This is a genomic window from Xanthomonas sp. GW (genome assembly GCF_014236815.1).
Lineage (GTDB): Bacteria > Pseudomonadota > Gammaproteobacteria > Xanthomonadales > Xanthomonadaceae > Xanthomonas_A.
The window spans coordinates 4,811,786-4,837,341 of record NZ_CP051189.1; the positions used below are offsets into that span (position 1 = coordinate 4,811,786).

Annotated in this window: 24 protein-coding genes and 1 tRNA gene; 8 read left to right on the plus strand and 17 right to left on the minus strand. The window is 68.5% G+C overall.

The features are described from left to right. Positions 1-1,159 precede the first annotated feature (1,159 nt). From HEP73_RS20825 to HEP73_RS20840, 4 genes are all read left to right on the plus strand, one after another. The gene (locus tag HEP73_RS20825; protein WP_179569547.1) at positions 1,160-1,852 is read left to right on the plus strand and encodes an ABC transporter ATP-binding protein; all 693 of its coding nucleotides are present in this window, start codon (positions 1,160-1,162) and stop codon (positions 1,850-1,852) included. 61 nt (positions 1,853-1,913) lie between these two features. Beyond that, positions 1,914-3,071 carry an ABC transporter permease gene (locus tag HEP73_RS20830; RefSeq protein ID WP_185814363.1) on the plus strand — a complete coding sequence of 386 codons (1,158 nt, stop codon included), beginning with the start codon at positions 1,914-1,916 and terminating at the stop codon, positions 3,069-3,071. 46 nt (positions 3,072-3,117) lie between these two features. Further along, on the plus strand, positions 3,118-4,431 hold the full coding sequence (locus HEP73_RS20835; RefSeq protein WP_185821393.1) for an ABC transporter permease: 1,314 nt from the start codon (positions 3,118-3,120) through the stop codon (positions 4,429-4,431). 371 nt (positions 4,432-4,802) lie between these two features. Next, positions 4,803-5,960, plus strand: a complete 1,158-nt coding sequence (locus tag HEP73_RS20840) for an alpha/beta hydrolase family protein (protein WP_185821394.1) — start codon at positions 4,803-4,805, stop codon at positions 5,958-5,960. A 62-nt stretch (positions 5,961-6,022) separates the two neighbouring features. On the opposite strand, the gene rarD is transcribed toward HEP73_RS20840, so the two are convergent. The 5 genes from rarD to HEP73_RS20865 all read right to left on the minus strand — a co-directional run bounded on the left by rarD (position 6,023) and on the right by HEP73_RS20865 (position 11,253). Further along, the gene (gene rarD, locus HEP73_RS20845) at positions 6,023-6,982 is read right to left on the minus strand and encodes an EamA family transporter RarD (RefSeq protein WP_185821395.1); all 960 of its coding nucleotides are present in this window, start codon (positions 6,980-6,982) and stop codon (positions 6,023-6,025) included. Next, entirely contained in the window at positions 6,979-7,881 is a 903-nt protein-coding gene (yedA, locus tag HEP73_RS20850) for a drug/metabolite exporter YedA (protein WP_185821396.1), read from the minus strand. Before yedA ends, rarD begins: the two co-directional genes overlap by 4 nt. A gap of 451 nt (positions 7,882-8,332) precedes the next feature. Then, positions 8,333-9,553: a PQQ-dependent sugar dehydrogenase gene (locus HEP73_RS20855; RefSeq protein ID WP_185821397.1), complete on the minus strand. Its 1,221-nt coding sequence runs from the start codon at positions 9,551-9,553 to the stop codon at positions 8,333-8,335. Positions 9,554-9,643: 90 nt separating this feature from the next. Beyond that, positions 9,644-10,417: an SDR family oxidoreductase gene (locus tag HEP73_RS20860; RefSeq protein ID WP_185821398.1), complete on the minus strand. Its 774-nt coding sequence runs from the start codon at positions 10,415-10,417 to the stop codon at positions 9,644-9,646. A gap of 41 nt (positions 10,418-10,458) precedes the next feature. After that, positions 10,459-11,253 (minus strand): SDR family NAD(P)-dependent oxidoreductase, encoded by a 795-nt coding sequence (locus tag HEP73_RS20865; RefSeq protein ID WP_185821399.1) that lies wholly within the window; start codon positions 11,251-11,253, stop codon positions 10,459-10,461. 66 nt (positions 11,254-11,319) lie between these two features. On the opposite strand from HEP73_RS20865, the gene HEP73_RS20870 reads away from it, so the two are divergent. Further along, positions 11,320-12,246 carry a LysR family transcriptional regulator gene (locus tag HEP73_RS20870; protein WP_255423588.1) on the plus strand — a complete coding sequence of 309 codons (927 nt, stop codon included), beginning with the start codon at positions 11,320-11,322 and terminating at the stop codon, positions 12,244-12,246. A 91-nt stretch (positions 12,247-12,337) separates the two neighbouring features. On the opposite strand, the gene HEP73_RS20875 is transcribed toward HEP73_RS20870, so the two are convergent. From HEP73_RS20875 to HEP73_RS20885, 3 genes are all read right to left on the minus strand, one after another. Further along, a complete protein-coding gene (locus HEP73_RS20875; protein ID WP_185823529.1) occupies positions 12,338-13,993 on the minus strand; it encodes a M28 family metallopeptidase in 1,656 nt (551 codons plus the stop codon). Positions 13,994-14,133: 140 nt separating this feature from the next. Then, entirely contained in the window at positions 14,134-15,057 is a 924-nt protein-coding gene (locus HEP73_RS20880) for an MBL fold metallo-hydrolase (protein WP_185821400.1), read from the minus strand. A 278-nt stretch (positions 15,058-15,335) separates the two neighbouring features. Beyond that, a complete protein-coding gene (locus HEP73_RS20885) occupies positions 15,336-16,628 on the minus strand; it encodes a tryptophan--tRNA ligase (protein ID WP_185821401.1) in 1,293 nt (430 codons plus the stop codon). Positions 16,629-16,797: 169 nt separating this feature from the next. Between HEP73_RS20885 and HEP73_RS20890 the strand changes: the two genes are divergently transcribed. Then, positions 16,798-17,571: a hypothetical protein gene (locus HEP73_RS20890; RefSeq protein WP_255423589.1), complete on the plus strand. Its 774-nt coding sequence runs from the start codon at positions 16,798-16,800 to the stop codon at positions 17,569-17,571. Positions 17,572-17,645: 74 nt separating this feature from the next. Here the strand turns inward: HEP73_RS20890 and HEP73_RS20895 are convergent, their stop codons facing one another. The 8 genes from HEP73_RS20895 to birA all read right to left on the minus strand — a co-directional run bounded on the left by HEP73_RS20895 (position 17,646) and on the right by birA (position 22,482). Beyond that, positions 17,646-17,861 (minus strand): CsbD family protein, encoded by a 216-nt coding sequence (locus HEP73_RS20895; RefSeq protein ID WP_145703764.1) that lies wholly within the window; start codon positions 17,859-17,861, stop codon positions 17,646-17,648. 201 nt (positions 17,862-18,062) lie between these two features. After that, on the minus strand, positions 18,063-18,197 hold the full coding sequence (locus HEP73_RS20900; protein WP_003469322.1) for an entericidin A/B family lipoprotein: 135 nt from the start codon (positions 18,195-18,197) through the stop codon (positions 18,063-18,065). Between the two features lie 98 nt (positions 18,198-18,295). Then, a complete protein-coding gene (locus tag HEP73_RS20905) occupies positions 18,296-18,448 on the minus strand; it encodes an entericidin A/B family lipoprotein (RefSeq protein ID WP_185814371.1) in 153 nt (50 codons plus the stop codon). Positions 18,449-18,591: 143 nt separating this feature from the next. After that, positions 18,592-19,515: an arginase gene (gene rocF / locus HEP73_RS20910; protein ID WP_185821402.1), complete on the minus strand. Its 924-nt coding sequence runs from the start codon at positions 19,513-19,515 to the stop codon at positions 18,592-18,594. Between the two features lie 207 nt (positions 19,516-19,722). Then, a tRNA-Thr gene (locus HEP73_RS20915) sits at positions 19,723-19,798 on the minus strand. Positions 19,799-19,933: 135 nt separating this feature from the next. Next, positions 19,934-20,764, minus strand: coding sequence for an SPOR domain-containing protein (locus HEP73_RS20920; protein ID WP_185821403.1), 831 nt, complete (start codon positions 20,762-20,764; stop codon positions 19,934-19,936). 9 nt (positions 20,765-20,773) lie between these two features. Beyond that, on the minus strand, positions 20,774-21,514 hold the full coding sequence (locus HEP73_RS20925) for a type III pantothenate kinase (RefSeq protein WP_185821404.1): 741 nt from the start codon (positions 21,512-21,514) through the stop codon (positions 20,774-20,776). Further along, positions 21,511-22,482 (minus strand): bifunctional biotin--[acetyl-CoA-carboxylase] ligase/biotin operon repressor BirA, encoded by a 972-nt coding sequence (birA, locus tag HEP73_RS20930; protein WP_255423590.1) that lies wholly within the window; start codon positions 22,480-22,482, stop codon positions 21,511-21,513. The genes HEP73_RS20925 and birA overlap by 4 nt, the downstream gene beginning before the upstream one ends. A gap of 160 nt (positions 22,483-22,642) precedes the next feature. Between birA and HEP73_RS20935 the strand changes: the two genes are divergently transcribed. Next, a complete protein-coding gene (locus tag HEP73_RS20935) occupies positions 22,643-22,915 on the plus strand; it encodes a hypothetical protein (RefSeq protein ID WP_185821406.1) in 273 nt (90 codons plus the stop codon). Continuing rightward, on the plus strand, positions 22,882-23,670 hold the full coding sequence (locus HEP73_RS20940; RefSeq protein WP_185821407.1) for a M90 family metallopeptidase: 789 nt from the start codon (positions 22,882-22,884) through the stop codon (positions 23,668-23,670). The genes HEP73_RS20935 and HEP73_RS20940 overlap by 34 nt, the downstream gene beginning before the upstream one ends. Positions 23,671-24,309: 639 nt before the next feature. Here HEP73_RS20940 and HEP73_RS20945 read toward each other — a convergent pair. Continuing rightward, positions 24,310-25,500: a DUF1501 domain-containing protein gene (locus HEP73_RS20945; RefSeq protein ID WP_185821408.1), complete on the minus strand. Its 1,191-nt coding sequence runs from the start codon at positions 25,498-25,500 to the stop codon at positions 24,310-24,312. Between the last annotated feature and the right edge of the window lie 56 nt (positions 25,501-25,556).

Consider the following 25,556-nt stretch of genomic DNA (forward strand, 5'->3'; position numbering starts at 1 on the left):
GGCGCCCGCATGTGAGGTACCGCGCGTTGGCGCGAACCACTGCATGCTGCCCGTGTCGCTACTGCCTTGCTGGATCGGCATGAAGACGACGGCGCATTTATTCTGTTTACCGTCCAATTTTTGCCGTAGCGAGTGTCGCTCCGACCAATCGTTTCCTCGTATCGCTTGGTTCTTGCTCGTACTGGATCAAGCCTGCAATTGGCTGCACAAGCTCCAACCGCCACACCGCTCTTGATATTGCTGTAGCTGTAGCTGTAGCTGTTATTGCTCTGCTTTTGCTCAGCGCTGTTGTCGCTCTGTTGCCCTGCTGTTGCTGTTGCTGTTGCTGCTGTTGCTGTTGCTGCTGTTGCTGTTGCTGTTGCTGTTGCTCTGCTATGGCTTTTGCTTTGCTATGGCTTTTGACTTTCCGGGTTCCCTTCCGCAGCGGCGGATGGACCGGGGAAAAACCCGAAGGGCGGCGCACAGGGATGTGCGCCGTTCGCGGCAGGGGCAGGATGCCCCTTCCGCGAATCCCCGGTGCATCCGCGGACCCGGAGCGCGCAGCGCGGAGGGCGCAAGGCAGGGCGCGCTTTCTTTTGGTTACTTTTCTTTGCGCGAGCAAAGAAAAGTAACCCGCCAAGGGCGGAAGCCTTTGCTGTTGCTTATTTGCTTGGGCGTTTGCTTTTGTAGGAGCGGCTTCAGCCGCGACTGGCTCTGTCAGAAAGTGTCGCGGCTGAAGCCGCTCCTACAAGGGCTCCAACACTGCAGGAGCAAGAGCAAAAGCTTTCGCCTATGGCGAGTTACTTTTCTTTGCTTGTGCAAAGAAAAGTAACCAAAAGAAGCGCTTCACCACAGCCGAAGGCTGGTCAAGCACACCCTACTCCGCGCCCTCCGCGCTGCGCGCTCCGGGTCCGCGAATAGGACGGGATTCGCGGAAGGGGCATCCTGCCCCTGCCGCGAACGGCGCCCATCCCTGTGCGCCGCCCCTTCGGGGTTTTTCCCGCCCTATTCGCCGCTGCGTAAGGGACCCGGTAAAGCAAAAACTAAAGAGCAGAAGCACAGCAACAGCACTGCAACTGCAACTGCAACTGCAACTGCAACTGCAAGCGACACAAGCATCCGCGAATCGCCTCACCGCAATCGGCACATCCACTACCCGTCCACTGCCAGGAACACCACCATGTCCACCCTCGTCAAACTGCGCAACGTCACCAAGACCTACCAGCGCGGACCCGAGAAAGTACAAGTCCTGCACGGCATCGACCTGGACATCGCACGCGGCGACTTCGTCGCGTTGATGGGTCCCTCCGGCTCCGGCAAGACCACCCTGCTGAACCTGATCGGCGGCCTGGATACCCCCAGCGGCGGCGAGATCGAGATCGAAGGCGAACGCATCGACCGCATGAGCGGCGGCCAACTGTCCACCTGGCGCAGCCAGCACGTCGGCTTCGTGTTCCAGTTCTACAACCTCATGCCCATGCTCACCGCGCAGAAGAACGTGGAACTGCCGCTGCTGCTGACCAACCTCAACGCCGCCCAGCGCAAGCGCAACGCCGAGATCGCCCTGACCCTGGTCAACCTCGCCGACCGCCGCAGCCACCGCCCCAACGAATTGTCCGGCGGCCAGCAGCAGCGCGTGGCGATCGCCCGCGCCATCGTCTCCGACCCCACCTTCCTGATCTGCGACGAACCCACCGGCGACCTGGACCGCACCGCCGCCGAGGAGATCCTGCACCTGCTGCAGCAACTCAACCGCGAACACGGCAAGACCATCATCATGGTCACCCACGACCCCAAGGCCGCCGAGTACGCCAGCCACACCGTGCACCTGGACAAGGGCGAGCTGGCCGACGCGCCGCTCGTGGCGCATTGAACCGGCCGCTGCCGCCGCGCGCATTCCGCGCCCCGGCATCCCGTCCCCTGGAGGATCGAACATGAAATATTTTTCGTTGGTCTGGGCACAGCTGTTCCGCAGCAAGACCCGCACCCTGCTGACCCTGCTGTCGGTGGTCGCCGCGTTCCTGCTGTTCGGCATGCTCGACTCGGTGCGCGTGGCGTTCAACTCCGGCGGCAGCGTCGAAGGCGCCAACCGGCTGATCGTGTCCTCGCGGCTGTCGATCACCCAGTCGCTACCGGTCAGCCTGCAGTCGCAGATCGAATCGGTGCCCGGAGTGAAAAAGGTCACCTATGCGATGTGGTTCGGCGGCATCTACCGCGACCCGAAGAACTTCTTCCCCAACTTCTCGGTGGCGCCGAACTTCTTCGACGTGTACAGCGAGTACGACGTGCCGCCGGCGCAGCTCAAGGCGTTCCGCGAAACCCGCACCGCGGCGGCCGTAGGCGCGTCGTTGGCCAAGAAGAACGGCTGGAAGATCGGCGACACCATTCCGCTGCAGGCCACCATCTTTCCGCGCGGCGGCAGCAACGACTGGCCGTTGACCCTGACCACCATCTTCAAGGTCAAGGACGCAAAGAACGCGCAGGCCGAGAACCAGTTGATGATGAACTGGAAGTACTTCGACGAGTCCAACGACTACATCAAGAACAAGGTCAGCTGGTACACCGTGCAGCTGGGCAGCGCCGACCAGGCCTCGCGGGTGGCGCAGGCGATCGACGCGCTGTCGCTGAACTCCGACCACGAGACCAAGAGCCAGACCGAGGCCGCGTTCTCGCAGGCCTTCGCCAAGCAGTTCGCCGATGTCGGCCTGATCGTCACCGCGATCATGGCTGCGGTGTTCTTCACCCTGCTGCTGCTCACCGGCAACACCATGGCGCAGGCGGTGCGCGAGCGCATCCCGGAACTGGCGGTGCTGAAGACGCTCGGCTTCCGCGACGGCACCGTGCTGACCCTGGTGATGGTGGAGTCGGTGCTGCTGATCGTGCTCGGCGGCTTGATCGGCATGGGCCTGGCGGCGCTGGTCATCCCCGGCGTGGCCGCGGCCAGCGGCGGCATGATGCCGATGCGCGGCGTGCCGGCGCAGACCTGGTTGGTGGCGTTGGGGCTGATGGTCGCCATCGGCATCGTGGTCGGGCTGCTGCCGGCGTTGCGCGCGCAGCGCCTGAAGATCGTGGACGCGCTGGCCGGGCGCTGAGCCCGCCGCCGCATCGTTCCCTGTCGCATTCTCGGAAGACGCACTGATGAAACTCAAACTCTGGTTGGGAAACCTGCTCTCGCTGCTGCTGCTCGGCATCGGGCTGGCGCTGTGGATCGCCTTGCCCTGGTACGGCGTGCTGGCGCTGGCGGTCGGCGTGGCGCTGTGGCTGCTGCTGACCCGCGGCGGCCGCCTCGCGCTGGCCGCCACCCGCATCGGCGTGGCCAGCCTGCCGCAGCGCTGGGGCGCCTCGTCGGTGATCGTGGTCGGTATCGCCGGCGTGGTCGGCGTGCTGGTGGCGATGCTGGCGATGGGCGAAGGCTTCCAGGCCACGCTCAACAGCACCGGCGACGACACGACCGCGATCGTGCTGCGCGGCGGCTCCGGCGCCGAGACCAACTCGGTGATCACCCGCGACCAGGTGCCGCTGATCGCCAGCCTGGCCGGCGTGGCCAAGGGCGCCGACGGCAAGCCGCTGGTGTCCCCGGAGCTGTCGCAGGTGATCAACCTGCCGAGCAAGGCCGACGGCACCGACACCAACGTGCAGTTCCGCGGCGTCGGCGACGCCGGCTGGGCGGTGCACGACAAGCTCAGGATCGTCGAGGGCCGCCCCTTCGGCGCCGGCCTGCGCGAGATCGTGGTCGGCCAGGGCGCCAAGGCGCAGTTCCGCGGCCTGGACGTGGGCAAGACGCTGAGCCTGGGCCGCGAGCAGTGGACCGTGGTCGGCGTGTTCGCCTCCGGCGACGCGCACGACTCGGAGCTGTGGGCCGACGCGCAGACCCTGGCGTCCACCTACAACCGTAGCGCCTACCAGTCGATCAACGTGCGCACCGCCGGCAAGGACGGCTACGCCCAGTTCAAGGCGGCGATGGCCGCCGACCCGCGGCTCAAGCTCGACGTGGAGACCACTCGCGCCTACTACGCCAAGCAGGGCGGCAACCTCAGCAAGCTGATCAGCATCCTCGGCACCGTGATCGGCGCGATCATGGCGGTCGGCGCGGTGTTCGGCGCGCTCAACACCATGTACGCGGCGGTGGCCACCCGCGCGCGCGAGATCGCCACGATGCGCGCGATCGGCTTCCGCGGCACGCCGGTGGTGACCGCGGTGATGCTGGAGACGATGCTGCTGGCGCTGCTCGGCGGGCTGCTCGGCGGGCTGATCGCCTGGACCGTGTTCAACGGCTACAGCGTGTCCACCCTGGGCAGCAACTTCAGCCAAGTGGTGTTCCAGTTCAAGGTCTCGCCGGCGCTGCTGTGGAGCGGGCTGAAGTGGGCGCTGGGCATCGGCCTGGTCGGCGGGCTGTTCCCGGCGCTGCGCGCGGCGCGGTTGCCGATCACTACCGCACTGCGCGCGCTGTAGCGACTGGCCTGCGTGCCCGGGCAGGCGCCATGCCTGCCCGGCTCGGCGCCACGCGGTCGGGCAGAGCCGCTGACTTGCGCAAGCACCGCCCTGCAGGTCCAGTCCAGCTTGCCGCAAGCCGCCAGCGCCGCGCCGACCTGAACGCCAGGCTGCGCCACGCAGCACCGACCCAGCGCCGAACAGGCCCGGCGTGGCGCACACGGGCGCGGCGCATGCGCCCGCAGCGCAAGGCGCCGCCGGGAAAACCGGGCCGGCGACCGCGCCTCGGCGCCCCTTACCCGCGCCGCGTCATCGTTTCGTCATCCAATTGCGGTAGAGCCGCGCCAACGAAGGCGCTAGCCTGCGCGGCCGTTCACCCACCGCCTATCGCCATGCCGTCGCGCCTCCGCCTGCTGCTCGTCCTCTGCACCAGCCTGTGCCTGGCCGCCGGCTGCCTGGCTGCACGCACCTCCACCTCGCTCAGCGACCGCCTGGTCGCGCCGGGCGGCGTGTCGCCGCTGATGGACGAGGAACGCATCCAGGGCCTGCTGGCGACGCTGCCCAACCGCAGCGGGCACGTGCTCACCCCGGCCGGCATCCCGATCTTCTGGCGTGCGATCGATCCGGGCGACTACCGCATGCGCTACCGCTATGAGCATGCCGGCCGCGACGCAAACGGCCACGAGCGCGCCGATTTCGCGATGGACGTGGCCGCGCCGCAGCCCGGCACCCACGCCGCCCCGCGCGGCACCGTGGTGCTGCTGCATGGCTGGATGATGGACGGCGATTCGCTGCTGCCGTGGTCGCTGGACCTGGCCCAGGCCGGCTACCGCAGCATCAGCATCGACCTGCGCAACCACGGCCGCTCCGGCGGCGGCCCGGCCGGCTACGGCACCCGCGAGTCCGACGACGTGGTCGCGGTGATCCGCGCGCTGCGCGCCCGCGGCGAGATCCAGGGCCCGCTGTACCTGTTCGGCGTGTCCTACGGTGCCGCCACCGCGCTGTTCACCGCGCAGAAGCTGGGCGGCGACGTCGATGGCGTGGTCGCGATGGAATCCTTCGCCAACGCCGGCCGCGGCATCCGCGACATGATCCCGCACATGCTCGCCAGCCGCCCGCAGGGCCTGATGGCCAGCGCGGCGATGGACCTGGCGCGCTGGCGCTACGGCGGGCAGAACCTGGACGCGGTCATCGCCAACGCCAACCAGCGCCTGGCGCTGAACCTGGACCAGGTCGACGTCACCGCCGCCGCGCGCACCGCGCCGGCCTGCCTGCTGTTGCTGCATGGCAGCGCCGACCAGCACATCCCGGTCGCGCACGGCCGCCTGCTGGCGCTGGACGCGCCGCGCGCGCACTACCTGGAGATGCCCGGCGAGAACCACATCAGCCTGCCGATGCGGCTGGACCTGCTGGCGCCGACCGTGGAGGACTGGTTCGCCGAACTGCCGGCACAGCGCCACGACGGCCACTGCCCGTCGCCGCTGGCACCACGCGTGGATGCCGAGCAGCAGCTGACGGACACCGCGGCTGCAAGCGTCGGCCGCAGTTGAGCCGGGATTGGGGATTCGGGAGTGGGGATTCGTAACAGCGGACTGCGCAGGCCGCCGCGCTATCAGGGGGAGCGGCTTCGGCTCTTGCGAATCCCGAATCCCGAATTCCCAATCCCGGCCCCTCGCCGCCGCCCCCAACCCGAGCGCCACAGGCTCTCTCCCGCGAACAGCAAAAGCCCGACCCAGATCGCGGCGAAACCGATCGCCTTGCCGCTGTCGAACGGCTCGCGGAAGAACCACACCCCCAGCAGCAACTGCAGGCTCGGCGCGATGTACTGCAGCAAGCCGACCAGCGATAGCGGGATGCGCCGCACGCCGTAGGCGAACCCGATCAGCGGCACCGCGGTGACCACGCCGCCGAACACCAGCAGCAGATCGTTGCGCCAGCCCCAGCCGGTGGCGAAGCCACCGCCGTGCCCGCTCTCGCTCCACAGCACGAAGCCCAGCGCCGGCAGGAACAGGTACAGGCTCTCCACGCCCAGCCCGGCCACCGCATCCACCTGCACCAGCTTGCGCAGCAGGCCGTACAGCCCGAACGAGGCGGCCAGGCTCAGCGCGATCCACGGCAGCGCACCGGCATCGACGGTGAGCCACGCCACGCCGAGTGCGGCGCACGCCACCGCCAGCCACTGCAACGCGCGCAGCCGCTCCTTCAGCACCAGCACGCCGAGCAGCACGTTGACCAGCGGATTGATGAAGTAGCCCAGGCTGGCCTCGATCACATGACCGGCGTTGATCGCCCAGATGTACAGGCCCCAGTTGAACGCGATCGCCACGCTGCTCAGCGCCAGGATCGCCAGCGCGCGCGGCTGCGCGGCGATGCTGCGCCACCACTGCAGGCGCGCGCTGTACAACAGCCAGCCCACCACCAGCACCGCGCTCCAGACGATGCGGTGGGCGATGATGTAGGCCGACGGCACCGCCTTGAGCAGATGCCAGTACACCGGCACCACACCCCACAGCGCGAAGGTCAGCGCGGTGATCAGCAGGCCGCGGCGCGTCTCCTGCTCGGTGACGCTCATCGCCGCGTCCGCGCCACGGTGATGACCACCACGCCGGCCAGGATCACCGCCATCGCGCCGAGGTCGCTGGTAGTGAAGCGCTCGGCGCCGAGCCAGCTGCCCAGCCCCACCGCGATCACCGGATTGACATAGGCATAGCTGCCGGCCAACACCGGCCGCACGTTCTGCAGCAACCACACGTAGGCAGTGAATGCCACGATCGAACCGAACACGCACAGGTAGGCGACTGCCATCAACGCATGCGGCGTCGGCCACGCGTGCGGGCGTTCGCCGCTCAGCACACCCGCGGTGACCAGCAGCACGCCGCCGCACAGCATCTGCCCGGCCGCGGCCATGAACGGCATCGGCAGATCGCGACCGCGCGACCACACCGAGCCGAACGCCCAGCCGATCGGCGCGATCAGCAGCAGCACCAGGCCCTTGGGACTGGCGCTGAGGCTGCTGCCGGCATTGAGCCACAGCACGCCGGCGAATCCGACCACGATGCCCAGCCATTCGCCGCGGCTGGCGTGCTGCCCGCGCAGCGCGCCGAACAGCGCCATCCACAGCGGCACCGAGGCCACCGCGACAGCGGCCAGGCCGGAGGACACCTGGCGCTCGGCCAGCACCACCATGCCGTTGCCGCACAACAGCAGCAACGCGCCGAGCACGGTCAGCGACCCCCATTGCGCGCGCGTCGGCGCGGCCACGCCGCGCCAGCGCAGCACTGCGTACAGCAGCGAACCTGCGACCATGAAGCGCAGCCCCGAGACCATGCTCAGCGGCGGCGTGCCGCCCTCCAGCGCGAAGCGGATCGCCAGATAGGTCGAGCCCCAGACCACGTAGACCAGCAGCAGCGCAAGGACGACGAAACCGCCACGCGCGGGAACGGCGGCGACAGGAGAAGGCGGGGACGACATGCGCAGAAGGACCGGGCGGTGTGGAAATGGATTCTAGGCCAGCGGCGGCGGCCAGCGACAGCAGCGCGGCGCGACGCGCGTGGCATGCTGTTTTGCACGTGTCGTACGCGGTGCGGCGCACGCGCCCTATTCGCGAAGCATCGACGCTGCATGCCCTATCTCCGATCGTGATAGCGCACGCGCTTTCCGTGCAGGAGCAGCGCTGTCGAAGTTGGCGCATCGAGGCACCGCGCCGGCAGGCTCGCCTGCGTCGGGACTGAAGTCCCTCCCACAGTGCACCCAGCACGCTCCCCGCAAACCCCTGTAGGAGCGGCTTCAGCCGCGACGAACGGAGCCGGAAACTGCACCGGCTGCGGACACTGTCTGAACCGGTCGATAACCTTCCGCATGGCGGCGGTTCCTCGCGACTGAGCGGGCGCACCCGCCATCGCGAGGGACACCGCCTGTGCGCTTATTTCGGTGTGAGCCGGAACAGGCCACCGGGCTTGGCATCTTCCAGCAACCACAGCGAGCCATCCGGCGCTTCCTCGACATCGCGGATGCGCTTGCCGATGCTCCAACGATTGACCGCGGTAGCACCGCCCTTGCTATCGACGGTGACGCGGATGATGCCCTGACTGACCAGGCCGCTGATCAACGCGCTGCCCTTCCACTGCGGGAACAGGTTGCCCTTGTAGAACATCAGGTTGCCGGGCGCGATCACCGGCACCCAATAGATCGCCGGCCTGGCAAGATCGGGCCGCGTCTCGGGTTTGGGAATCGGCACGCCGTTGTAATTGACGCCATACGAAACCAACGGCCAGCCGTAGTTCTTGCCGCGCTGGATCAGGTTCAGTTCGTCGCCGCCATTGGGACCGTGCTCGAGCTCCCACAGCCGACCGTCGGGAGCGAAGGCGAGGCCGTAAGGTGTGCGGTGGCCGATGGACCAGGTTTCGGCCGGCGTGAGGTTGGAGATGGGGAACGTATACGTGCTGACCACCGGTGCCGTCTTGGCCGCCTCGGTATCGCTCGCCGGATCGATCAGCGGGATGGTGCGCGCGCCGCCCCTGCCTGCCCACGGGTTGCCCGGCGCGGGCTTGCCGTCCAGCGTCAACCGCAGGATCTTGCCTACCGGCTGATTGAGATCCTGTGCCGGCGTGAAGCGCTGGCGGTCGCCCACCGTGAGGAACAGGTACCTGCCGTCCGGCGAAAAGGCGATCTGCGCGCCAGCCTGGCCGCCCTTGCCCGTCGGCATCTGGCGCCACAGCACCTTGAAGTTGTCCAGCCGGGCCTCGTTGCCCTCCATCACGAGTCTGCCTCGGCCCATAGCCAGGCCGCCGCCGTAGTCGCCGGGTGCGACATACGTCAGGTACACACTCTTGTCGATGGCGTAGTGGGGCGACAGGAAAACGCCCAGCATGCCGTTCTGGCCTTCCACGTAACTGGCTGGCACGCCCTTGACCTCGGTCTTGGCGCCTTGCGGGGTCACCAATTGCACGCGACCGACCTTCTCGGTGATCAGCATGCGGCCATCAGGCAGGAACGCGATGCGCCAGGGCAGATCGAAGGTGGCCACCTTGGTGACGTTGAAAGGGAGCTCAGGGTCGGGGTTCTGATTGCCTGCGTTGGTCTGCGCATGCGCGACACTCGTCAGTAGGACTCCGAGCAGGACAGCATTTGCCAGCGTCTTCATCTGCATGATTCCTCGCGTCAAGGTGGCGCGAGGAATCGTAGTGTTTTCGACGCCGCCCGGGTGTGACGGCGGCCCGTCCTGGGATGTCGGTCAGAATAGCCAGTCGACCAGCAACTCCCCGCCGGAGACCTCGAGGACGGTTCCGGTGACATAGGGGTTGGTCATCAGGAACACCGCCGCGTGCCCGACGTCGGCGATCGTGCCGACCCGACGCGCAGGAAACGCCGTCGCGACCTTCTTGCGCAGGGCCTCGACATCGTCGGCGGGCAGGGCGTCCCAAAATTCCGAGTCGATGAAACCGGGCCGTATCGTGTTCACCCGGACGGGCGCCAGGTCCAGTGCGAGGGAACGCGACAACGCGTCGACAGCGGCGAACGTCGAGGTGACGGCCGCCATGCCAAGCTTCGCCCTCGCTCCAATACCGCCGGTAAGGAATGTCATCGAGCCGTCGCGCGCCAGGTGCGCAGCGGCATGGCGGGCGCAAGCCCATGTCCCCATGAACTTGCCCTCCATGTAGCTACGGACGCCGCGCATGTCCGGGTCCATGAACGAGCCCCAGGATCCGATCTCCGGTCCCGCGGTGACCACCAGGTGGTCGAACGGCCCGATGGATTCGAACGCGGCTTGTACCGCCGCCTCGTCACGCATGTCCAGGGCGATCTGCTCGAACGCGGCAAGCTCGGGTTGGTCTTCGATCGCCACCTCGCGGCGACTGGCCACCGTGACGCGGGCGCCGGCGGCGTGCGCTGCGCGGGCAACGCCCAAGCCGATCGCCCGCTTGCCGCCGACGACGACCACGCGCTTGCCGCTGAGCTCGAACGACAGGGGCGCCGGGCTTATCTTGTGGGCTGCAACATGATGCATGAGCGTGTTTCCTCGGTAGATGCGTGGGGTAAGCAGCTGCTTCAGGCGATCGTCCGCACGACGCCACCGTCGACGCGCAGCGCCGTACCCGTCGTGCCCGAGGCCTGCTCCGAACAGACGTAAACGACCAGGTTGGCGACTTCTTCGGTGGTGGTGAACCGGTTGAGGAGCGAGGTCGGGCGCATGGTTTTCAGGAACTGCTGTTCCGCTTCCTCCCGCGTAATGCCTTGCGCCTGCGCAGTCGCCTGCATCCAGCCATCCATGACTTCCGAATTCGTCGGACCGGGGAGAACCGAATTCACCGTTACGCCCGTGCCACCGACGTCCTCGGCCAGGCCCCGCGCGATCGTGAGCTGGGCGGTCTTGGTCATGGCGTAGTCGATCATGTCCTTGGGCACGGCCAGCGCGGACTCGCTGCTGATGAAGACGACGCGACCCCAGCCGCGCTTCTTCATGTTCGCCAGATAGTGGCGCGATGCGCGAACGCCGCTCATGACGTTCAACTGGAAGAGATCGATCCAGTCGCTGTCGGGAACCTCATAGAACGATGTCATGCGTCCCGCTCCCACGTTGTTGACCAGGATGTCCGCATCGGGCGCTCGCGCGAACAACTCCGCCGCGCCTGCGGGCGTCGCGAGGTCGGCACAGACGCCGATGACGTCGGCGTTCGGCAAGGCCTCGCGCAGCTCCCGGAGCGTCGCGTCCACCCGTTGCTCGCTTCGCCCGTTGATGACCACCGCGGCGCCTGCGCGGGCCAAGCCTGCGGCGATGGCGCGACCGATACCGGCGGTAGAACCCGTGACGACCGCCTTGCGGCCAGTGAGATCGATCTGCATGACGCCGAACCCTCTCATCGTGGAGAGAGGCGATTGTGGGCAATGCCGTAGCCGGGGATAATCCCCTTGAACGCGATAACATTAATTCTTCGGGGGAATGATTTGGATCGTTTCCAGGAACTCAGTGCCTTCATCGCCGTCGTAGAGGCGGGTGGCTTCACCGCGGCGGCGCGCCGGACCGGGGATTCACAGTCGTCGGTCAGCAAGGCCGTCGGTGCCCTCGAAAAGCGCCTCGGGGTGGCGCTTTTCAACCGGAGCACGCGCAGCGTGACGCTGACCGATCAGGGCCGGCGGTACTACGATCGGGCAAAGCCACTTCTCGACGAAATGGACGACGCCGACAGCGAGCTGACCCAAAGCACGAAGGGCGTCTCGGGTCTGCTCAGGATCGCTGCGGCAGGTACGTTTGGCCGTCTGCACGTCTTGCCGGTGATCCCCGGCCTGCTGTCGCGCCACCCCGGCCTGAAGGTGGACCTCGTCCTTTCGGATTTCGTCCGGGACATGATTGAAGACGGGATCGATCTTGCGATCCGGGTGGGGACCGTCAACGATCCGGAAGCCATCGTCCGGCGCATTGCCAGCACGCCGCTCGTATGCGTCGGATCGCGCCGCTACTTCGAGCAACACGGCATACCGAAGACGCCGGCCGATCTCGTGGATCACAATTGCCTCGTGTATCGCGGGATGACGGAATCGACGCATTGGCCATTCGTCGGACCCGACGGTCGGTTCAGCGTGTCGGTTGGCGGAACGCTCACATCCAATAGCGTCGAAGCGATCCGGGCTGGCGTCCTGGACGGCGTGGGCATAGGGCTGTTTACGCAGGCGTCTTTTATCGACGATCTCCGGGGTCCAGACGTCATCGGCATCCTCGGCGAATTTCTGGACGAGACCAGAGACATCAACATCATCTGGCCGAGACGTCGTTTCGTGCCCGCCCGGGTGCGACATGCCACCGATTTCTTCGCGCAGGCCATACCGCGACGGATTTGAGCGCGCTGAGAGGCTACTTCAGCGAAAGCGCTCAGGTTCGGGAGCGCGCAGGGTGCCCAGGCCAGCGACAGGCGGGCTGACACCACCACCCTCAGCGCCGCGCGGCCTCGCTCGCATCGCGCGCCGGCTTGAACTCCGAGCCGTCGTCCCAGCGCGGCCACTCGCGGCTGTCGGCCAGGCGCTGGCCCAGGTCGTACAGCAGCAGCGTGTCGGCGGCATGCCCGGCCGGATCCCAGGACGCGCTCCAGCGATCGCAGGGCTGGTGGTAGCAGTCGGCGAAATAGCGGTCGCGGATCGCCTTGCCTGCCGCCACGCCGCCCTCCAGCTTGTCCAGCCCCGGCCCCACGGTGATCGCCGGCACGCCGGCGCGGGCGAAGGCGAAGTGGTCGGCGCGGTAGAAGAAGCCCGCCTCCAGGTTAGGATCCGGCGAATAGGCGCGGCCGCGCGCCTGCGCCGCTGCGGCCAGGTCGCGCTCCAGCGATACCCGCCCGCGGCCCCACGAGGCGATGTCGCGGGTGGCGCCGTCGGGGCTGAACATCTCGCTGTTGATCACCGCCACGGTGGTCGCCAGCGGCGCCAGCGGATGCGCGGCGTAATAGGTCGCGCCGAGCAGGCCCTTCTCCTCGGCGGTGAGCGCGATGAAATACAGCGTGCGCTGCGGCCGCGGCCCCGCGGCGAACACCCGCGCCAGTTCCAGCACGCTGGCCACGCCGGTGGCGTTGTCGATCGCGCCGCGGCGGATGCGATCGCCGCTGGCGTCGGCCGCACCGAGGCCGAACGCGTCCCAATGCGCCGAGTAGATGATGGTCTCCTCCGGGTACGTGGCGCCTTCCAGCTTGGCCACCACGTTGTGGGTGACCACGCGCTCGCGCTTGAGCGCGAAGCGCACCGACAGCGCCGCATCGCCCAGCGCCTGCGGGCGGAAGTCGGCGCGCTGCGCGCGTTTCTTCTCCGCCTCGAAATCCAGCCCGGCGCGCTGGAACAGCGACACCGCCAGCGCGCGCTGCATCCAGCCGCGCACCGGCACGTGCTGCGCCCGCGCCTGCGCGTCGCTACGCTCGATGTCGAACAGCGGCGACAGCCCGGAACTCTTCACCGTGGCCCAACCGTATGCGGCCGGCGCGGTCTCGTGCACGATCAGCACGCCGGCCGCGCCCTGCCGCGCGGCTTCCTCGTACTTGTAGGTCCAGCGCCCGTAGTAGGTGACCGCACGGCCGTCGAAGGCGCCGGGCTGCGGCGTCTCGAAGTCGGCGTCGTTGATCAGCATCACCGCGATCTTGCCCTTCAGGTCCACGCCCTTGTAGTCGTCCCAGCCGCGCTCGGGCGCATGGATGCCGTAGCCGACGAACACCAGCGGCGCGTCCTTCAGCGTCACCTTGCTGCCGGGACGCAGGCTCTGCAGCACCACGTCCTCGCCGTTGACCAGCGCCTGCGCCGCGCCGGCCACGCGCAGCGTCGCCGTCACCGGTCCGTCCACCTGCGCGCGCACCAGCGGCACCGCCTGGGTCCAGCCGCCGTCGTCGCCCGCCGGTTGCACGCCGGCCAGACGGAATTGCTCGCTGAGATAGGCGATGGTCTTGTCCTCGCCCGGCGTGGCCGGCGCGCGGCCTTCGAATTCATCGGATGCCAGCGTGCGCACATGCCGCTCCAGCGCTTCGGCATCGATGCCGCCACCGGGCAGCACCTCGTTGGCCGCCTGCGCGGCGCCTCCCATGAACAGGCAGGCGGACAGCAGCAACATGCGCATCGGATTCACGGCAACGACCTGAAAAAACCTGGCTGCACAGTGTAAGCGTGGCGCCGTCACGAAACAGCAATGAGACGGATAGAGACACGAGGAGCGCAGACACACGCTCTTCCCAATCCCGAATCCCGAATCCCGGCCTTTCAGCGATCCAGCCAGCAGGCCAGACCCTGCGCATTGAGCTCGATATCCATCTGCAGCACCCGCTCCACGCCGGCATCGTCGAGCGGGCAGCCATGCAGCCGCGCGCGCTCCAGGTACAGCGCGCTCAACGCGGCGACCAGGCAGCGATGGCGATCGGAACGCCCGTCGCAGCCGCGCGCGATCGCCACCATCGCGTCGAGTTGCTCGAACAGATCCGCCGCCAGCGTGTCCGCCGCGCCGACCGGACCGTAGTGGGTCAGATACAGCGTCTGCGGCGCATGGCCGAGCATGCGCTGGATCGAGGCGCGCATCGCCTCCGGATCGAACTGCACCGGCGAGGAGGTCGGGATCACGAACGCGCCCTGCGCGCTGTCCAGTTCGCGGTACGACAGGCCGAAGGTGTCTCCGCTGAACCAGCTGCGGCTGCGCGCGTCCCATACGCACAGGTGATGGCGCGCGTGGCCGGGCGTATCGATGCACAGCAGTTCGCGCTCGCCCAGCCACAGCCGATGGCCGTCCTCGGCGACGACGACGCGCTCGGCCGGCACCGGCACGATCGTGCCGTAGCTGCGCGCGATCTCGGCCTCGCCGTACACCGCGGTGGCGCCGGCGATCAGCCGCGCCGGATCGATCATGTGCGGCGCGCCGCGCGGATGCACCAGCAGGCGCGCGTTCGGCAGCTGCTGCAGCAGCGCGCCGGCGCCGCCGGCGTGGTCCAGATGCACGTGGGTCAGGATCAACCAGTCCACGTCGCCCGGCGCCAGGCCCGCGCCGTCGAGCGCGGCGAGCATGGCCGGCAGCGAGTGGCTGGTGCCGCAATCGACGAACGCGCCGCGTCCGTTCTCCACGATCAGGTAGGCCGCATCGAACTGCGCGCGCTGGAAGCCGGTGTCGATGAGATGGATGCTGGGGTCGCGTGGCATGGCGCAAGGCGGTGGCTGGGCGAAGCTCCATTCTAGGCCGTATGGAGGTTGTTGCCAGCCCCGCTTGGCTACGCCTCGGGCTCCAGGCAATCCATGCCCCGGGCCTTGTCATCGCGACATGCATTTCTGGGAGCGCGGCGCAGGTAACCCGCCTTTACAGCCAGCTGCGATCCTGGGCTTTTTGTGGGAGGGACTTCAGTCCCGACGCATTACCGCCAAAGCCTCGTCGGGACTGAAGTCCCTCCCACAACATTGCTGGCCTGGACCGTTTTCTGTCCTCAGCCCGCGTCGCGCAGCCGCTGCAGCGCCGCCAGCACGGCCTCGACCGGCACCGCCAGGGTAAGGTCCGGAATCTGCAGCGCATCGGCCTGCACGGCCTGCTTGAGCGCGCCGATCACGCGCCCTGCGTCGCGCGGCGATTCGAAGCCGCCGCTCTGCAGCAGCAGCGCGCCTTCGCCGTCGAGCAGCTTGAAGTAGAACCGGCCGTCGCCTTCGCGGTACTGCTTGAAGCTCGGCAGCGCCTGCCTGGCCTCTGCCGCATCGGCGTGCCCGGCGTCGCGCAGCGACAGGTCGCGCAGGCCCACCGCATGCCGCAGTTCGGCCAGGAACGGCGTGGCGTAGCGCGCGCGCAAGCGCTGCGCGTTGTCGCGCAGGATCGCTTCGATGTCGCCCGGGCGCGCCATCAGCGCCTCGTAGCGCTCGCGCATCGGCGCGATCTCCGCATCGATGCGCGCGAACAACTGCTGCTTGGCCTCGCCCCAGCCGATGCCGCCGGCGAAGGCCTGCGCGAACGCGGCGGCTTCCTCGGCGCTGGCGAAGGCCTGGTACAGCTGGAACAGCGCCGAGCCCTCGGTGTCCTTCGGCTCGCCCGGCGCGCGCGAATCGGTGACGATGGAGAACACGCGCTTCTTCAGTTCCTCGCGCGGGGCGAACAACGGAATCGTGTTGTCGTAGCTCTTGCTCATCTTGCGCCCGTCCAGCCCGGGCAAGGTCGCCACGTTCTCGTCGATCAGCGCTTCGGGCAGGGTGAAATAGTCGCGGCCGTAGACGTGGTTGAAACGCTGGCCGAAATCGCGCGCCATCTCGATGTGCTGGATCTGGTCGCGACCCACCGGCACCTGCTGCGCGTTGAACAGCAGAATGTCGGCGGCCATCAGCACCGGGTACATGAACAGCCCGGCGCTGACACCGGCATCGTCGTCCTCGCCATCGGCGCGGTTCTTGTCCACCGCCGCCTTGTAGGCGTGGGCGCGGTTGAGGATGCCCTTGCCCGCGACGCAGGTCAGGAACCAGGTCAGCTCGTTGGTTTCCGGCACATCCGACTGGCGGTAGAACCACACCTTCGACGGATCCAGCCCGGCCGCCAGCCACGAGGCCGCGATCTCCAGGGTCGAGCGCTGGGTGCGCGCCGGATCCTGCGCCTTGATCAGGCTGTGCAGGTCGGCCAGGAAATAGAAGCTCTCGATGCCGGGGCGCAGGCTGGCCTGCAACGCCGGGCGGATCGCGCCGACGTAGTTGCCCAGGTGCGGGGTGCCGGAGGTGGTGATGCCGGTAAGGACGCGGGTGGTCATGCGGAGAATCGACGGCCAATGGATAACCCGGCGAGTTTAACCGCTGCACGGCAACCCCGTTCCGGCGCATGGCGCGTTCAACAGCAGGTCCCTTCCGTGGAGTCGCCGTGATGCGCAAGCCCGCCCGCCTGTTTTTTCGCCCCGCCCGATCGGCCCGATCGCGATCGCCTTGCTGTGCATCGGCCTGTTGTGCGGTTTCCGCCCCTACCCCGCACCGCCCGCGCCGCTGGTGACGCTGGACGTGATCGACCGCGACGCCGACGGCGCCAACCTGCCGCAATACAAGCAGCGCGGCGAACGCTGGATTGCCGCCGAACCGGGCCACCGCTATGCGCTGCGCCTGACCAACCGCAGCGACCGCCGTGTGCTGGTGGTGCTGTCGGTGGACGGGGTCAACGCGGTCAGCGGGCAGACCGCGTCCAGCGACCAGCGCGGCTACGTGCTGGACCCATGGCAGAGCAGCGAGATCGCCGGTTGGCGCAAGTCACAGCGCGAGATCGCGCAGTTCGTGTTCACCGACCTCGCCGACAGCTACGCCGCGCGCACCGGCCGCCCCGACAACGTCGGCGTGATCGGCATGGCGGTGTTCGACGAGGCGCCGGCGATCGTGCCGCAGGCGAGCGTGGAGGAAGACCGCGAGCGCGCTGCAGCGCCGATCGCGGCAGCGCCCCCTGCCGCAGCCGCACGCGCAGAAAGCGATGCGGTGCAGGGCAAGATGCAGCGCCTGGGCACCGGCCATGGCGAACGCGAATGGTCGCCGTCCAGCGTCACCGAATTCGAACGCGCCAGCGACGTGCCGCGGCAGCGCCTGCAACTGCGCTACGACAGTCGTGCGCGGCTGGTCGCACGCGGGGTGATCCCGCGGCCGCGCTTCTATCCGCGCGTGGCCGACGTACCGCAGGCCTTTCCCGGCGACTTCGTGCCGGATCCGCCGTCGCGCTGAACCCTGCACCAGCGCGCAAAACGAAAAACGGGCCGCATCGCGGCCCGTTTCTACGTCAGAGCGCAGCGCGCGCCTCAGTCGCGGTATTCCTTGCCCAGGCCGTCCTGGAACGTGCGGACCTCTTTTTCGGCGCGGTCGCGATCCCAGCCGTAGCGTTCCTGCAGCTTGCCCGACAGGTATTGCGCGTTGCCGCTGGCCACGTCGAAATCGTCGTCGGTCAGGTCGCCCCACTGGGCCTTGATCTTGCCCTTGAGCTGGGTCCACTTGCCGGAAATGATGTCTTTGTTCATAGCCTCGCTCTCGTTGGATGTCCGCGGCGATTGAACCGCGTGCGCAGCATTGCGCCAGGGCCGTTGCCGATCGATCAATGCACCGTCAACGACACATGAGGGCGCTGAAGCGTTTACCACCAACACCCATCGCGATGGCGAAAAGCGCGCAAAAAAAACGGGCCGGCAAGCCGACCCGTCTTTCGTCACCGAGCGCTGGGCTCAGTTCTTGGCGGCGTCTTCGACCTTCTCGCCGGCGCTCTTCACGTCCTTGCCGGCACCGGCAACCGTGTTGCAGCCCGACAGCAGGCCCACCGAAAACATCGCCAGCAGCATCCACGCAAAAGTACGCTTCATAGGTCTTACTCCTTCTTGGTCATGGGAACGCGACATATGTGCCGCGCTGGGTTACGCATTGGCTAATCGGTCGACGCCAAGTCACTGCGGACGATCGATCAGCACTTGCCGTCGCTGCAATCGTCGGCCTTGGTTTCCACCTTATCGCCGGCCTTCTGCATATCCTTGCCAGCACCGGCCATGGTGTTGCAGCCAGTCAGCATGCCTGCACAGAACAGGGTCAGCATCATCAAGGTGAGCAGTCGCTTCATTGTGGATTCCTCGCAGTGGATCGGGTCTGGGGCGGCGGCGATAGCCGTTGCCGAGCTACCGTCTGGCGGTGAATCTGACTTCACGACTGTGGATTTCACGTGAATGAAGCGTGGCAATATTCAGTTTCGTATCGAAAACCGCCTCAGTCGCGCATCAGCGTGGACTTGCCGAACAGGCTCTCGACCAGGTCCACCGCCAGTTCGGCGGTCAGATTGCGATGGTCCAGCACCGGATTGAGTTCGACGATGTCCAGCGAGCCCATGCGCCCGCTGTCGGCGATCATCTCCATCACTAGCTGCGCTTCGCGGTAGTTCGGCCCGCCGGGCACGGTGGTGCCGACGCCGGGAGCGATGCTGGGATCGAGGAAATCCACGTCGAAGCTGACGTGCAGGTGGGTGTCGGCGTCCAGACCGTCCAGCGCCGCCTCCATGGTCCGCTTCATGCCCATCTCGTCGATGTAGCGCATGTCGTACACGTCGATACGGTGCTGCTTGATCAGCCGCTTCTCGTCCGGATCCACCGAGCGGATGCCGATCTGGCGGACCTGCTCCGGGCGCAGCGCCGGCGCGGTGCCGCCCAGTTCGGTCAGCGCCTGCGGCCCCAGCCCGCACAGGCAGGCCACCGGCATGCCGTGCACATTGCCCGACGGCGTCACCTCGCTGGTATTGAAGTCCGAATGCGCATCCAGCCACAGCACCCGCAGCTTGCGCCCCTGCTCGCGGCAATACCGCGCCACCGCAGTGATCGAGCCGATGCCCAGGCAATGATCGCCGCCGAGCATGATCGGCATGCGCCCGGCACGCAGTTCGGCGTAGCTGGCCTCCATCAGCGCGCGGTTCCAGGCCACCACTTCGTCAAGGTGACGATAGCCGGCGACCGGGGATTGCCACGGATTGCGCGGGCCGTCGAGGTTGCCCAGGTCGCGCACCTCGATGCCGCGATTGGCCAGCGCCTCGTGCAGGCCGGCGATGCGCAGCGCCTCCGGCCCCATGCGCGCACCGCGGTGTCCGGCACCGATGTCGGTGGGAACGCCGATCAGGGACACCGGCAGAAAAGAGGAATTCATGCGGACACGCTCCAGCGAAAAATGTGCGCCAGTCTAGCGAGCCGCTTGCAGCGCGACCCGCCGCGGCGCAGCAGGCGAGCGCCTGCGCTGTGCGCTGGTTGCCGGAAACATACGGGAAGTGCCGAGGCGCGCCTGCACGTGCATGCAGGCAACCGGCATGCGGTTGGCGCAGCGTGGCGCTGGCCTGTGCGATGCAATACGAAAAAGTGGTGCCGCTTGTCCGAATCGAACGGACGACCTACTGATTACAAATCAGTTGCTCTACCGACTGAGCTAAAGCGGCACGAGGACTGCACTACCCGCGCTGCGGGCCGTCGCAGTCTACCTGCTGGCAGGCCGCTGTGGCATATCGCGGCGGCGGCGCTGGACCGCGATCCGCGCCGGCCGCACGCGACCGACGCCGTCGCAGCGCGGCATTCTAGCGCAGCGTGGCGCAGTCCAGCGCACGCTGCCGCTGCGCACCGAGTTGCCGGCGCAGCGCCGTGGCCTGCGCTGCGGAGTCGGTGCGCAGGTCCAGCCACCAGCGCGACTGACCGCTGCCGCCGCTGGGAATCAGATCGACGTTGAAGCCGGCCTTGGCCAGTTCGGCCTTGCGGCGTTCGGCACCTTCGCGGCTGCGGTACTGGCCCAGGGCGATGGCATTGCCGGCGTCGCCCTCGCGGATCGGGTAATAGTCGCGGATGCCCGCCGCGACGATGCGATCGACCGCGGCCTTGACCCCGTCCTCGCCGCCGATGGTCGGCAGCAGCACGCGGAAGCTGGTGGCGTCGCCGTCGCCGACCTCGCGCAGGCGCGGGCGCGGCGCGGCGGTGCGGAGCGCGGCGGCGGCGGTCTCGGCCGCGGCGCGGTCCGGATACGGGCCCAGGCTCAGGCACACCGGGGCGGCGACAGCAGGCTCGGCAGCAGCGGCCGCTGCAACGCTGGGTGCCTTGGGCGGTGGTGACGCGGCGGCGGCGACGGCTGGCGCTGCGGTTGCCGGCACTTCGGTGGTCGCAGGTGCGTCCGCGGCGGGAGCGCTGGCGGCCGGCGCGGTTGCGGCGTGGACGGCAGGGGTCGGTGCCGAAGCCGCCGGTGCCGCAGACGCGGCCTGCGGCACGGCCGTGGACGCCGGCACCAGTTGCAACGTCGCCACCCCAGCCGGCAGCGCCGGCATCGGTGCCGGCGCCGGGGTCTGCGGCTGCGTCGCCCACCACAGCGCGACGCCAAGATTTAGGATGGTCAGGACGACGAGCAGGGCGCGGACGAGCATGCGCGGATTCTACCCGGCGGACCCGGCCGCGGCGTGCGCCTGCGCCCACAGCGCCAGCCCGTCCAGCACCAGCGACGGCCGCTGCTGGGCCGCCGGCAACGCGTGCAGCAACGGCGGGGCGCCGCCGCCGTGCAGCAGCAGCCGCGGCCGCCGCGCCAGCAGTGCCTCGCCCCGCTGCAGGCTGCGTTCGATCAGCGCCAGCGCCGCACCGTCGCAACCGGAGGCCAGCGCATCGGCGGTCTCGGCGGCGAACTCGTGATAGTCGCCGCCCTCGGCCGGCAGTTGCGCCGCACGCTGCTGCAGCGCCTGGCGCATCGTGGTCGGCGACGGTGCGATGCGCCCGCCGTGATGCAGGCCGTCGCGATCGAGCAGGTCCAGGGTCAGCGCGGTGCCGACGCCGACCACCAACACATCACCGTCGCCGTGCGCGGCGAGCAGCGCCAGGAAGCGGTCCACACCGAACTTGTGCGGCTGCGCGTATGCGATGCGCACGCCGGCGCAGACCGCCTCGGTGCGCGCCACCCGCACCTGCGCGAAGCGAGTGCGCAAGGCATCCAGCACGGTGGCGGTCAGTGCCGGCGCGGCGACGCTGGCGACATAGGCGGTGTCGCCGCGCGGCAGCGCCGCCACCGCTGCCGCGTCCATCGCTTCGGCACCGTGCGGCCAGGCCTGCACCGCAGCGGCGCGGCCACGTTCCAGCGCGGCGAACTTGAAACGCGAATTGCCCAGGTCGAACAACCAGTCGCTCATGCCGGCCTCACGCTGACTTCGCCCGCATGCAGCGGGCGCTCGCCATCGGCGAAGGCGACCCGCAGCGCGCCGTCCTCGGCCAGGCCCAGCGCCACACCCTCGCGTGCGACGCCGCCCTCGTCGATGCGGATCGCGCGCCCGGCGAGCAGGTCCAGCGCGGCGTAGCGCGGCAGGAACGGCGCCAGGCCCTGCGCGTCGAACAGCGCCAACGCCGGCAGCAGATGCGACAGCACCGTGGCGGCGATCGCGTTGCGCGAGACGTCGGTGTCGGCGCCGGCCAGCGTGGCCAGGTCGGTCCACGGCTGGCCGATGCTCGCGGCGCTGGCCGCGGGCATGCGCACGTTGAGTCCCAGGCCGATCACCGCGCGCGCCGGCCCGGCGAACTCGCCGCCGCCTTCGACCAGCAGGCCGCCGAGCTTGTGCCCGTCGGCGAGCAGGTCGTTCGGCCATTTCAGCCCGACCGTGGCGAAGCCGGCCGCGCGCAGCGCCTCGGCCACGGCGACGCCGGCGGCCAGGCTCAGCCCGCCCAGCCGCCCCAGCCCGCCGTCGAAGCCGCGCGCCACCGACAGGTACAGATGCGCCGCTAGCGGCGAGGCCCAGACCCGGCCGCGGCGGCCGCGGCCGCCAGTCTGGCGCTCAGCCAGCAGCACCTCGCTGCCGCGCGCCGGCGCCGGCCGCGCCAGCAGGGTGCTGTTGCTGGAGGTCAGGCTCCAGGCGATCTCCAGCCCGGCCAGCTCGTCGCGCGCGGCCGGCGCCAGCGCGGCGCGGATACGCTCGGCCTCGAGCAATTCCAGCGGCCGTGCCAGCCCGTAGCCCTCGCCGGCGCGGCCGTCGATCTCCACCCCGGCCGCGCGCAGGCCCTGGATGCGCTTCCACACCGCAGCCCGGGTCAGCCCGAACGACCGCGCCAGGGCGTCGCCGGAAAGGCGGCCCTGGCTGAGCCGGGCCAGTAGTTCGCGCTCGTCCACGCCGTTTCCATCGCCTCGTTTCAATCCACACGCCCCTGAAGACGTGACTCGGAACGGAAAAGTATGCGGGAAGCGCCGGCCCCGCGCCCAGCGCCGGCCTGCACGGGGTGAAAACCGCGTTAGAATCGGGATTCACCGCCGTTCGCCCTGGATGCCGACGATGCGCCGCTCCCTGCCGTGCCTGATCCTGCTGTTGCTCCCGCTGGCCGCCGTCCACGCGTCCGAAGCGCTGGTGAGCAAGCAGCGCAACGACTGCGTCTACGCCGACAGCACCGACGCGGACGCCGTCCAGGCACGCCCGGCCTCGACGGCGCGCCCGCCCGCCGCGGCGGCCAAGCCGGCGGCACCGAGCGGCGGCGGCAGCGACAGCGACCTGGTGCCGCGCCTGCGCATGCCCAAGTGGCACAGCTTCCTGCCGGGGATGTTCCGCTGATCCCACGCTGGTTGCGCTGGCTGCTGCCGGCGCCTGTTGCGATCGACGATGCGACCTGGCACCTGGTCCGGCAGCGCTGCGCGTGGGTGGCGGCACTGGATGCGCAGCGCGAGCACACATTGCGCGCGCTGGCCACGCACTTCCTGCAGCGCAAGACCATTTCGCCGCTGGACGGGCTGACCCTGGATGCGGCGCAGCGCACCGTGCTGGCCGCGTTGTGCTGCCTGCCGTTGCTGGAGTTCGGTGCCGAGGGCCTGCGCGGCTGGTCGCAAGTGCTGGTGTATCCGGACGCGTTCCGCGTGCAGCGCAGCCATGTCGATGCGGCCGGCGTGCTGCACGAGTGGGAAGACGAGCTGATCGGCGAATCCTGGGACAGCGGCCCGCTGATCCTGTCCTGGGCCGATGTGCAGGCGGACCTGGACGACCCGCATGCCGGCTACTGCGTGGCGGTGCACGAAATGGCGCACAAGCTCGACGTGCTCGACGGCGCACTGGACGGCACGCCGCCGCTGCCGCGCGACTGGCAGCGGCGCTGGGCCGCGGATTTCCAGCGCAGCTACGACGCGTTCTGCAAGCGCGTGGACCGCGGCCGCAGCAGCGAGATCGATGCCTATGCTGCAGAAGCACCGGAAGAATTCTTCGCGGTGGTCAGCGAATACCACTTCTCCGCGCCGGAGCGGCTGCAGCGCGAGATGCCGGACGTGGCTGCGCATCTGACACGGTTCTATGGTCGCTCCCCGTTCGCTGGCGCGTAGGCGCTCGGCGTGAGAGGCGAGCAGGCGGCGATCACGGCATGACGGATGTCTTGCTGCAGGCGCAATTTCAACCGCAATAAATGCAGCGATGATTCCCTGGCTTCGGATGCTGTCGGGACTAAAGTCCCTCCCACAGTGCACCCAGCCGACTGGCCGCAAGTCCCTTGTAGGAGCGGCTTCAGCCGCGACACACGACGTCGGGAACTGCACCGGCTTCGGACACTGTCTGTCGGGGCTGAAGCCCCTCCTACAGGGCACCCAGCCATCTCGTCGCAAGTCCTGTGGGAGCGACTTCAGTCGCTACGAGCGGAGCGGTAGACCTTAATGGAGGCGGAGACAGTCGGGGCTGAAGTCCCTTCTCATGCATCCAGAGTTGGCTGGCCGCAAATCCCTTGTAGGAGCGGCTTCAGCCGCGACAAGCGGAGTCGGAAGCTGCACCGGCTGCGGAAACAGTCTGTCGGGGCTGAAGCCCCTCCTACAGTGCACCCAGCCAGCGTGCCGCAAGCCCCTTGTGGGAGCGACTTCAGTCGCGACGGGCGGAGTGACAGACCTGCGACAATCGGTCGGCGCCAAAAACCCCCACCCACACGGCACCCAGCCGGCGCGCCTCCGCTGTGCAGCAATGCCACAGCGCGCACCTCACACCAGCTGCAGATCCCGCGCATGCGCCTGCGGGAACACTTTCTGCAATTGCGCCGGCGACAGGCCCCACATACGGCTCAGCAGGCCGGCAAATAGGTCGCGGTAGTTGGTCAGCACCGGGTAGTCGCGATCCTGGAACAGCTTGTCCTTGCTCACCGCGACCTGCTCGCCGGCGATGCGGCCGCCGTTGACCGCGCCGCCCATCACCCAGTACGTGGTGCCGTGGCCGTGGTCGGTGCCCTTGTCGCCGTTCTCGCGGAAGGTGCGGCCGAACTCGGACAGCACCACCACCACGGTGTTGCGCCATTCCGGGCCCAGCGCCTCGGCATAGGCGGCCAGGCCTTCGGACAGGTTGCCGAGATTGGTCGCCAGCGGGCCGTCGGTGCTGCCCTGGTTGACGTGCGTGTCCCAGCCGCCGACATCGACGAAGCCGAGCCGGTAGCGCTCGCGCATCAGCGTGGCGATGCGCCGGGTCTCGTCGGCGAAGGTGCGCGCGCTGGCGGCGCCGCGGTTGGCCTGCTGCATTTCGTCCTGCAGCGCCTGCGACACCTGCTGGCGCAGCGCCAGGCCCTCGTGCGCGGCGCTGGCCAGCGGCGTGCCCTGGTACATCTGCGCCAGGATATCGGCCTGGCGCTGGTCGAAGGCCGGGGTGGGATTGCGCTTGAGCGACAGGTTGGGAATGTCGCCGCCGCCCTGGAAGCTCAACGGCAGCGAATCGGTGAAGGCGATCGCCGGGGTGCCGGTGGCCACCTGCGACAGCCGCGCCAGGAAACCGGAGCGGTAGTCGCTGCGTTGCCCGGCCGGCTGCCCGGCCTCGATGCTGTCCTGGGTTTCGAAATGGCTGCGCGACAGGTCGTCGGTGCCGGCGAACGGCACGAACGCCAACTGCTTGTCGTTCCACAGCGGCTGCAAGGTGTCGCGCAGCCGCGGGTTCAATCCCCACTGCGCGTCCAGCGCGATGGCGCTGTTGGGGTTGGCAGGATCCGGCCGTGCGATCGCCAGGGTCGGCCGCGATGCGTAGTAGAAATCGCTGGCGTAGGGAATCAGCAGGTTGTTGCTGTCGTAGCCGCCGCGCAGGAACACCACCAGCAAGCGTGGCGAGGGCGCCGGCGCGGCGAACAGGCGCCCGGCGAACGGCAGGCTGGCCGCCGCGGCGGCGGAGGCGAACAGGAAATGGCGACGGTGCATGCAGGACCTCCGTGATCGCCGGACGCGGCGACAGTCGCCGCGCCCAGCGCTATGAG

Excerpts from the sequence above, each read along its gene's own strand:
- HEP73_RS20830 (WP_185814363.1), top strand. The coding sequence starts at position 1,914 with ATGAAATATTTTTCGTTGGTCTGGGCACAGCTGTTCCGCAGCAAGACC.
- yedA (WP_185821396.1), bottom strand. The coding sequence starts at position 7,881 with ATGTCGTCCCCGCCTTCTCCTGTCGCCGCCGTTCCCGCGCGTGGCGGT.
- HEP73_RS20855 (WP_185821397.1), bottom strand. The coding sequence starts at position 9,553 with ATGAAGACGCTGGCAAATGCTGTCCTGCTCGGAGTCCTACTGACGAGT.
- rocF (WP_185821402.1), bottom strand. The coding sequence starts at position 19,515 with ATGAATTCCTCTTTTCTGCCGGTGTCCCTGATCGGCGTTCCCACCGAC.
- HEP73_RS20905 (WP_185814371.1), bottom strand. The coding sequence starts at position 18,448 with ATGAAGCGACTGCTCACCTTGATGATGCTGACCCTGTTCTGTGCAGGC.
- HEP73_RS20840 (WP_185821394.1), top strand. The coding sequence starts at position 4,803 with ATGCCGTCGCGCCTCCGCCTGCTGCTCGTCCTCTGCACCAGCCTGTGC.
- HEP73_RS20925 (WP_185821404.1), bottom strand. The coding sequence starts at position 21,514 with ATGAGCGACTGGTTGTTCGACCTGGGCAATTCGCGTTTCAAGTTCGCC.
- HEP73_RS20885 (WP_185821401.1), bottom strand. The coding sequence starts at position 16,628 with ATGACCACCCGCGTCCTTACCGGCATCACCACCTCCGGCACCCCGCAC.
- HEP73_RS20880 (WP_185821400.1), bottom strand. The coding sequence starts at position 15,057 with ATGCCACGCGACCCCAGCATCCATCTCATCGACACCGGCTTCCAGCGC.
- HEP73_RS20875 (WP_185823529.1), bottom strand. The coding sequence starts at position 13,993 with ATGCGCATGTTGCTGCTGTCCGCCTGCCTGTTCATGGGAGGCGCCGCG.
- rarD (WP_185821395.1), bottom strand. The coding sequence starts at position 6,982 with ATGAGCGTCACCGAGCAGGAGACGCGCCGCGGCCTGCTGATCACCGCG.
- HEP73_RS20945 (WP_185821408.1), bottom strand. The coding sequence starts at position 25,500 with ATGCACCGTCGCCATTTCCTGTTCGCCTCCGCCGCCGCGGCGGCCAGC.
- HEP73_RS20825 (WP_179569547.1), top strand. The coding sequence starts at position 1,160 with ATGTCCACCCTCGTCAAACTGCGCAACGTCACCAAGACCTACCAGCGC.
- HEP73_RS20935 (WP_185821406.1), top strand. The coding sequence starts at position 22,643 with ATGCGCCGCTCCCTGCCGTGCCTGATCCTGCTGTTGCTCCCGCTGGCC.
- HEP73_RS20835 (WP_185821393.1), top strand. The coding sequence starts at position 3,118 with ATGAAACTCAAACTCTGGTTGGGAAACCTGCTCTCGCTGCTGCTGCTC.
- HEP73_RS20920 (WP_185821403.1), bottom strand. The coding sequence starts at position 20,764 with ATGCTCGTCCGCGCCCTGCTCGTCGTCCTGACCATCCTAAATCTTGGC.
- HEP73_RS20860 (WP_185821398.1), bottom strand. The coding sequence starts at position 10,417 with ATGCATCATGTTGCAGCCCACAAGATAAGCCCGGCGCCCCTGTCGTTC.
- HEP73_RS20900 (WP_003469322.1), bottom strand. The coding sequence starts at position 18,197 with ATGAAGCGTACTTTTGCGTGGATGCTGCTGGCGATGTTTTCGGTGGGC.
- HEP73_RS20895 (WP_145703764.1), bottom strand. The coding sequence starts at position 17,861 with ATGAACAAAGACATCATTTCCGGCAAGTGGACCCAGCTCAAGGGCAAG.
- HEP73_RS20865 (WP_185821399.1), bottom strand. The coding sequence starts at position 11,253 with ATGCAGATCGATCTCACTGGCCGCAAGGCGGTCGTCACGGGTTCTACC.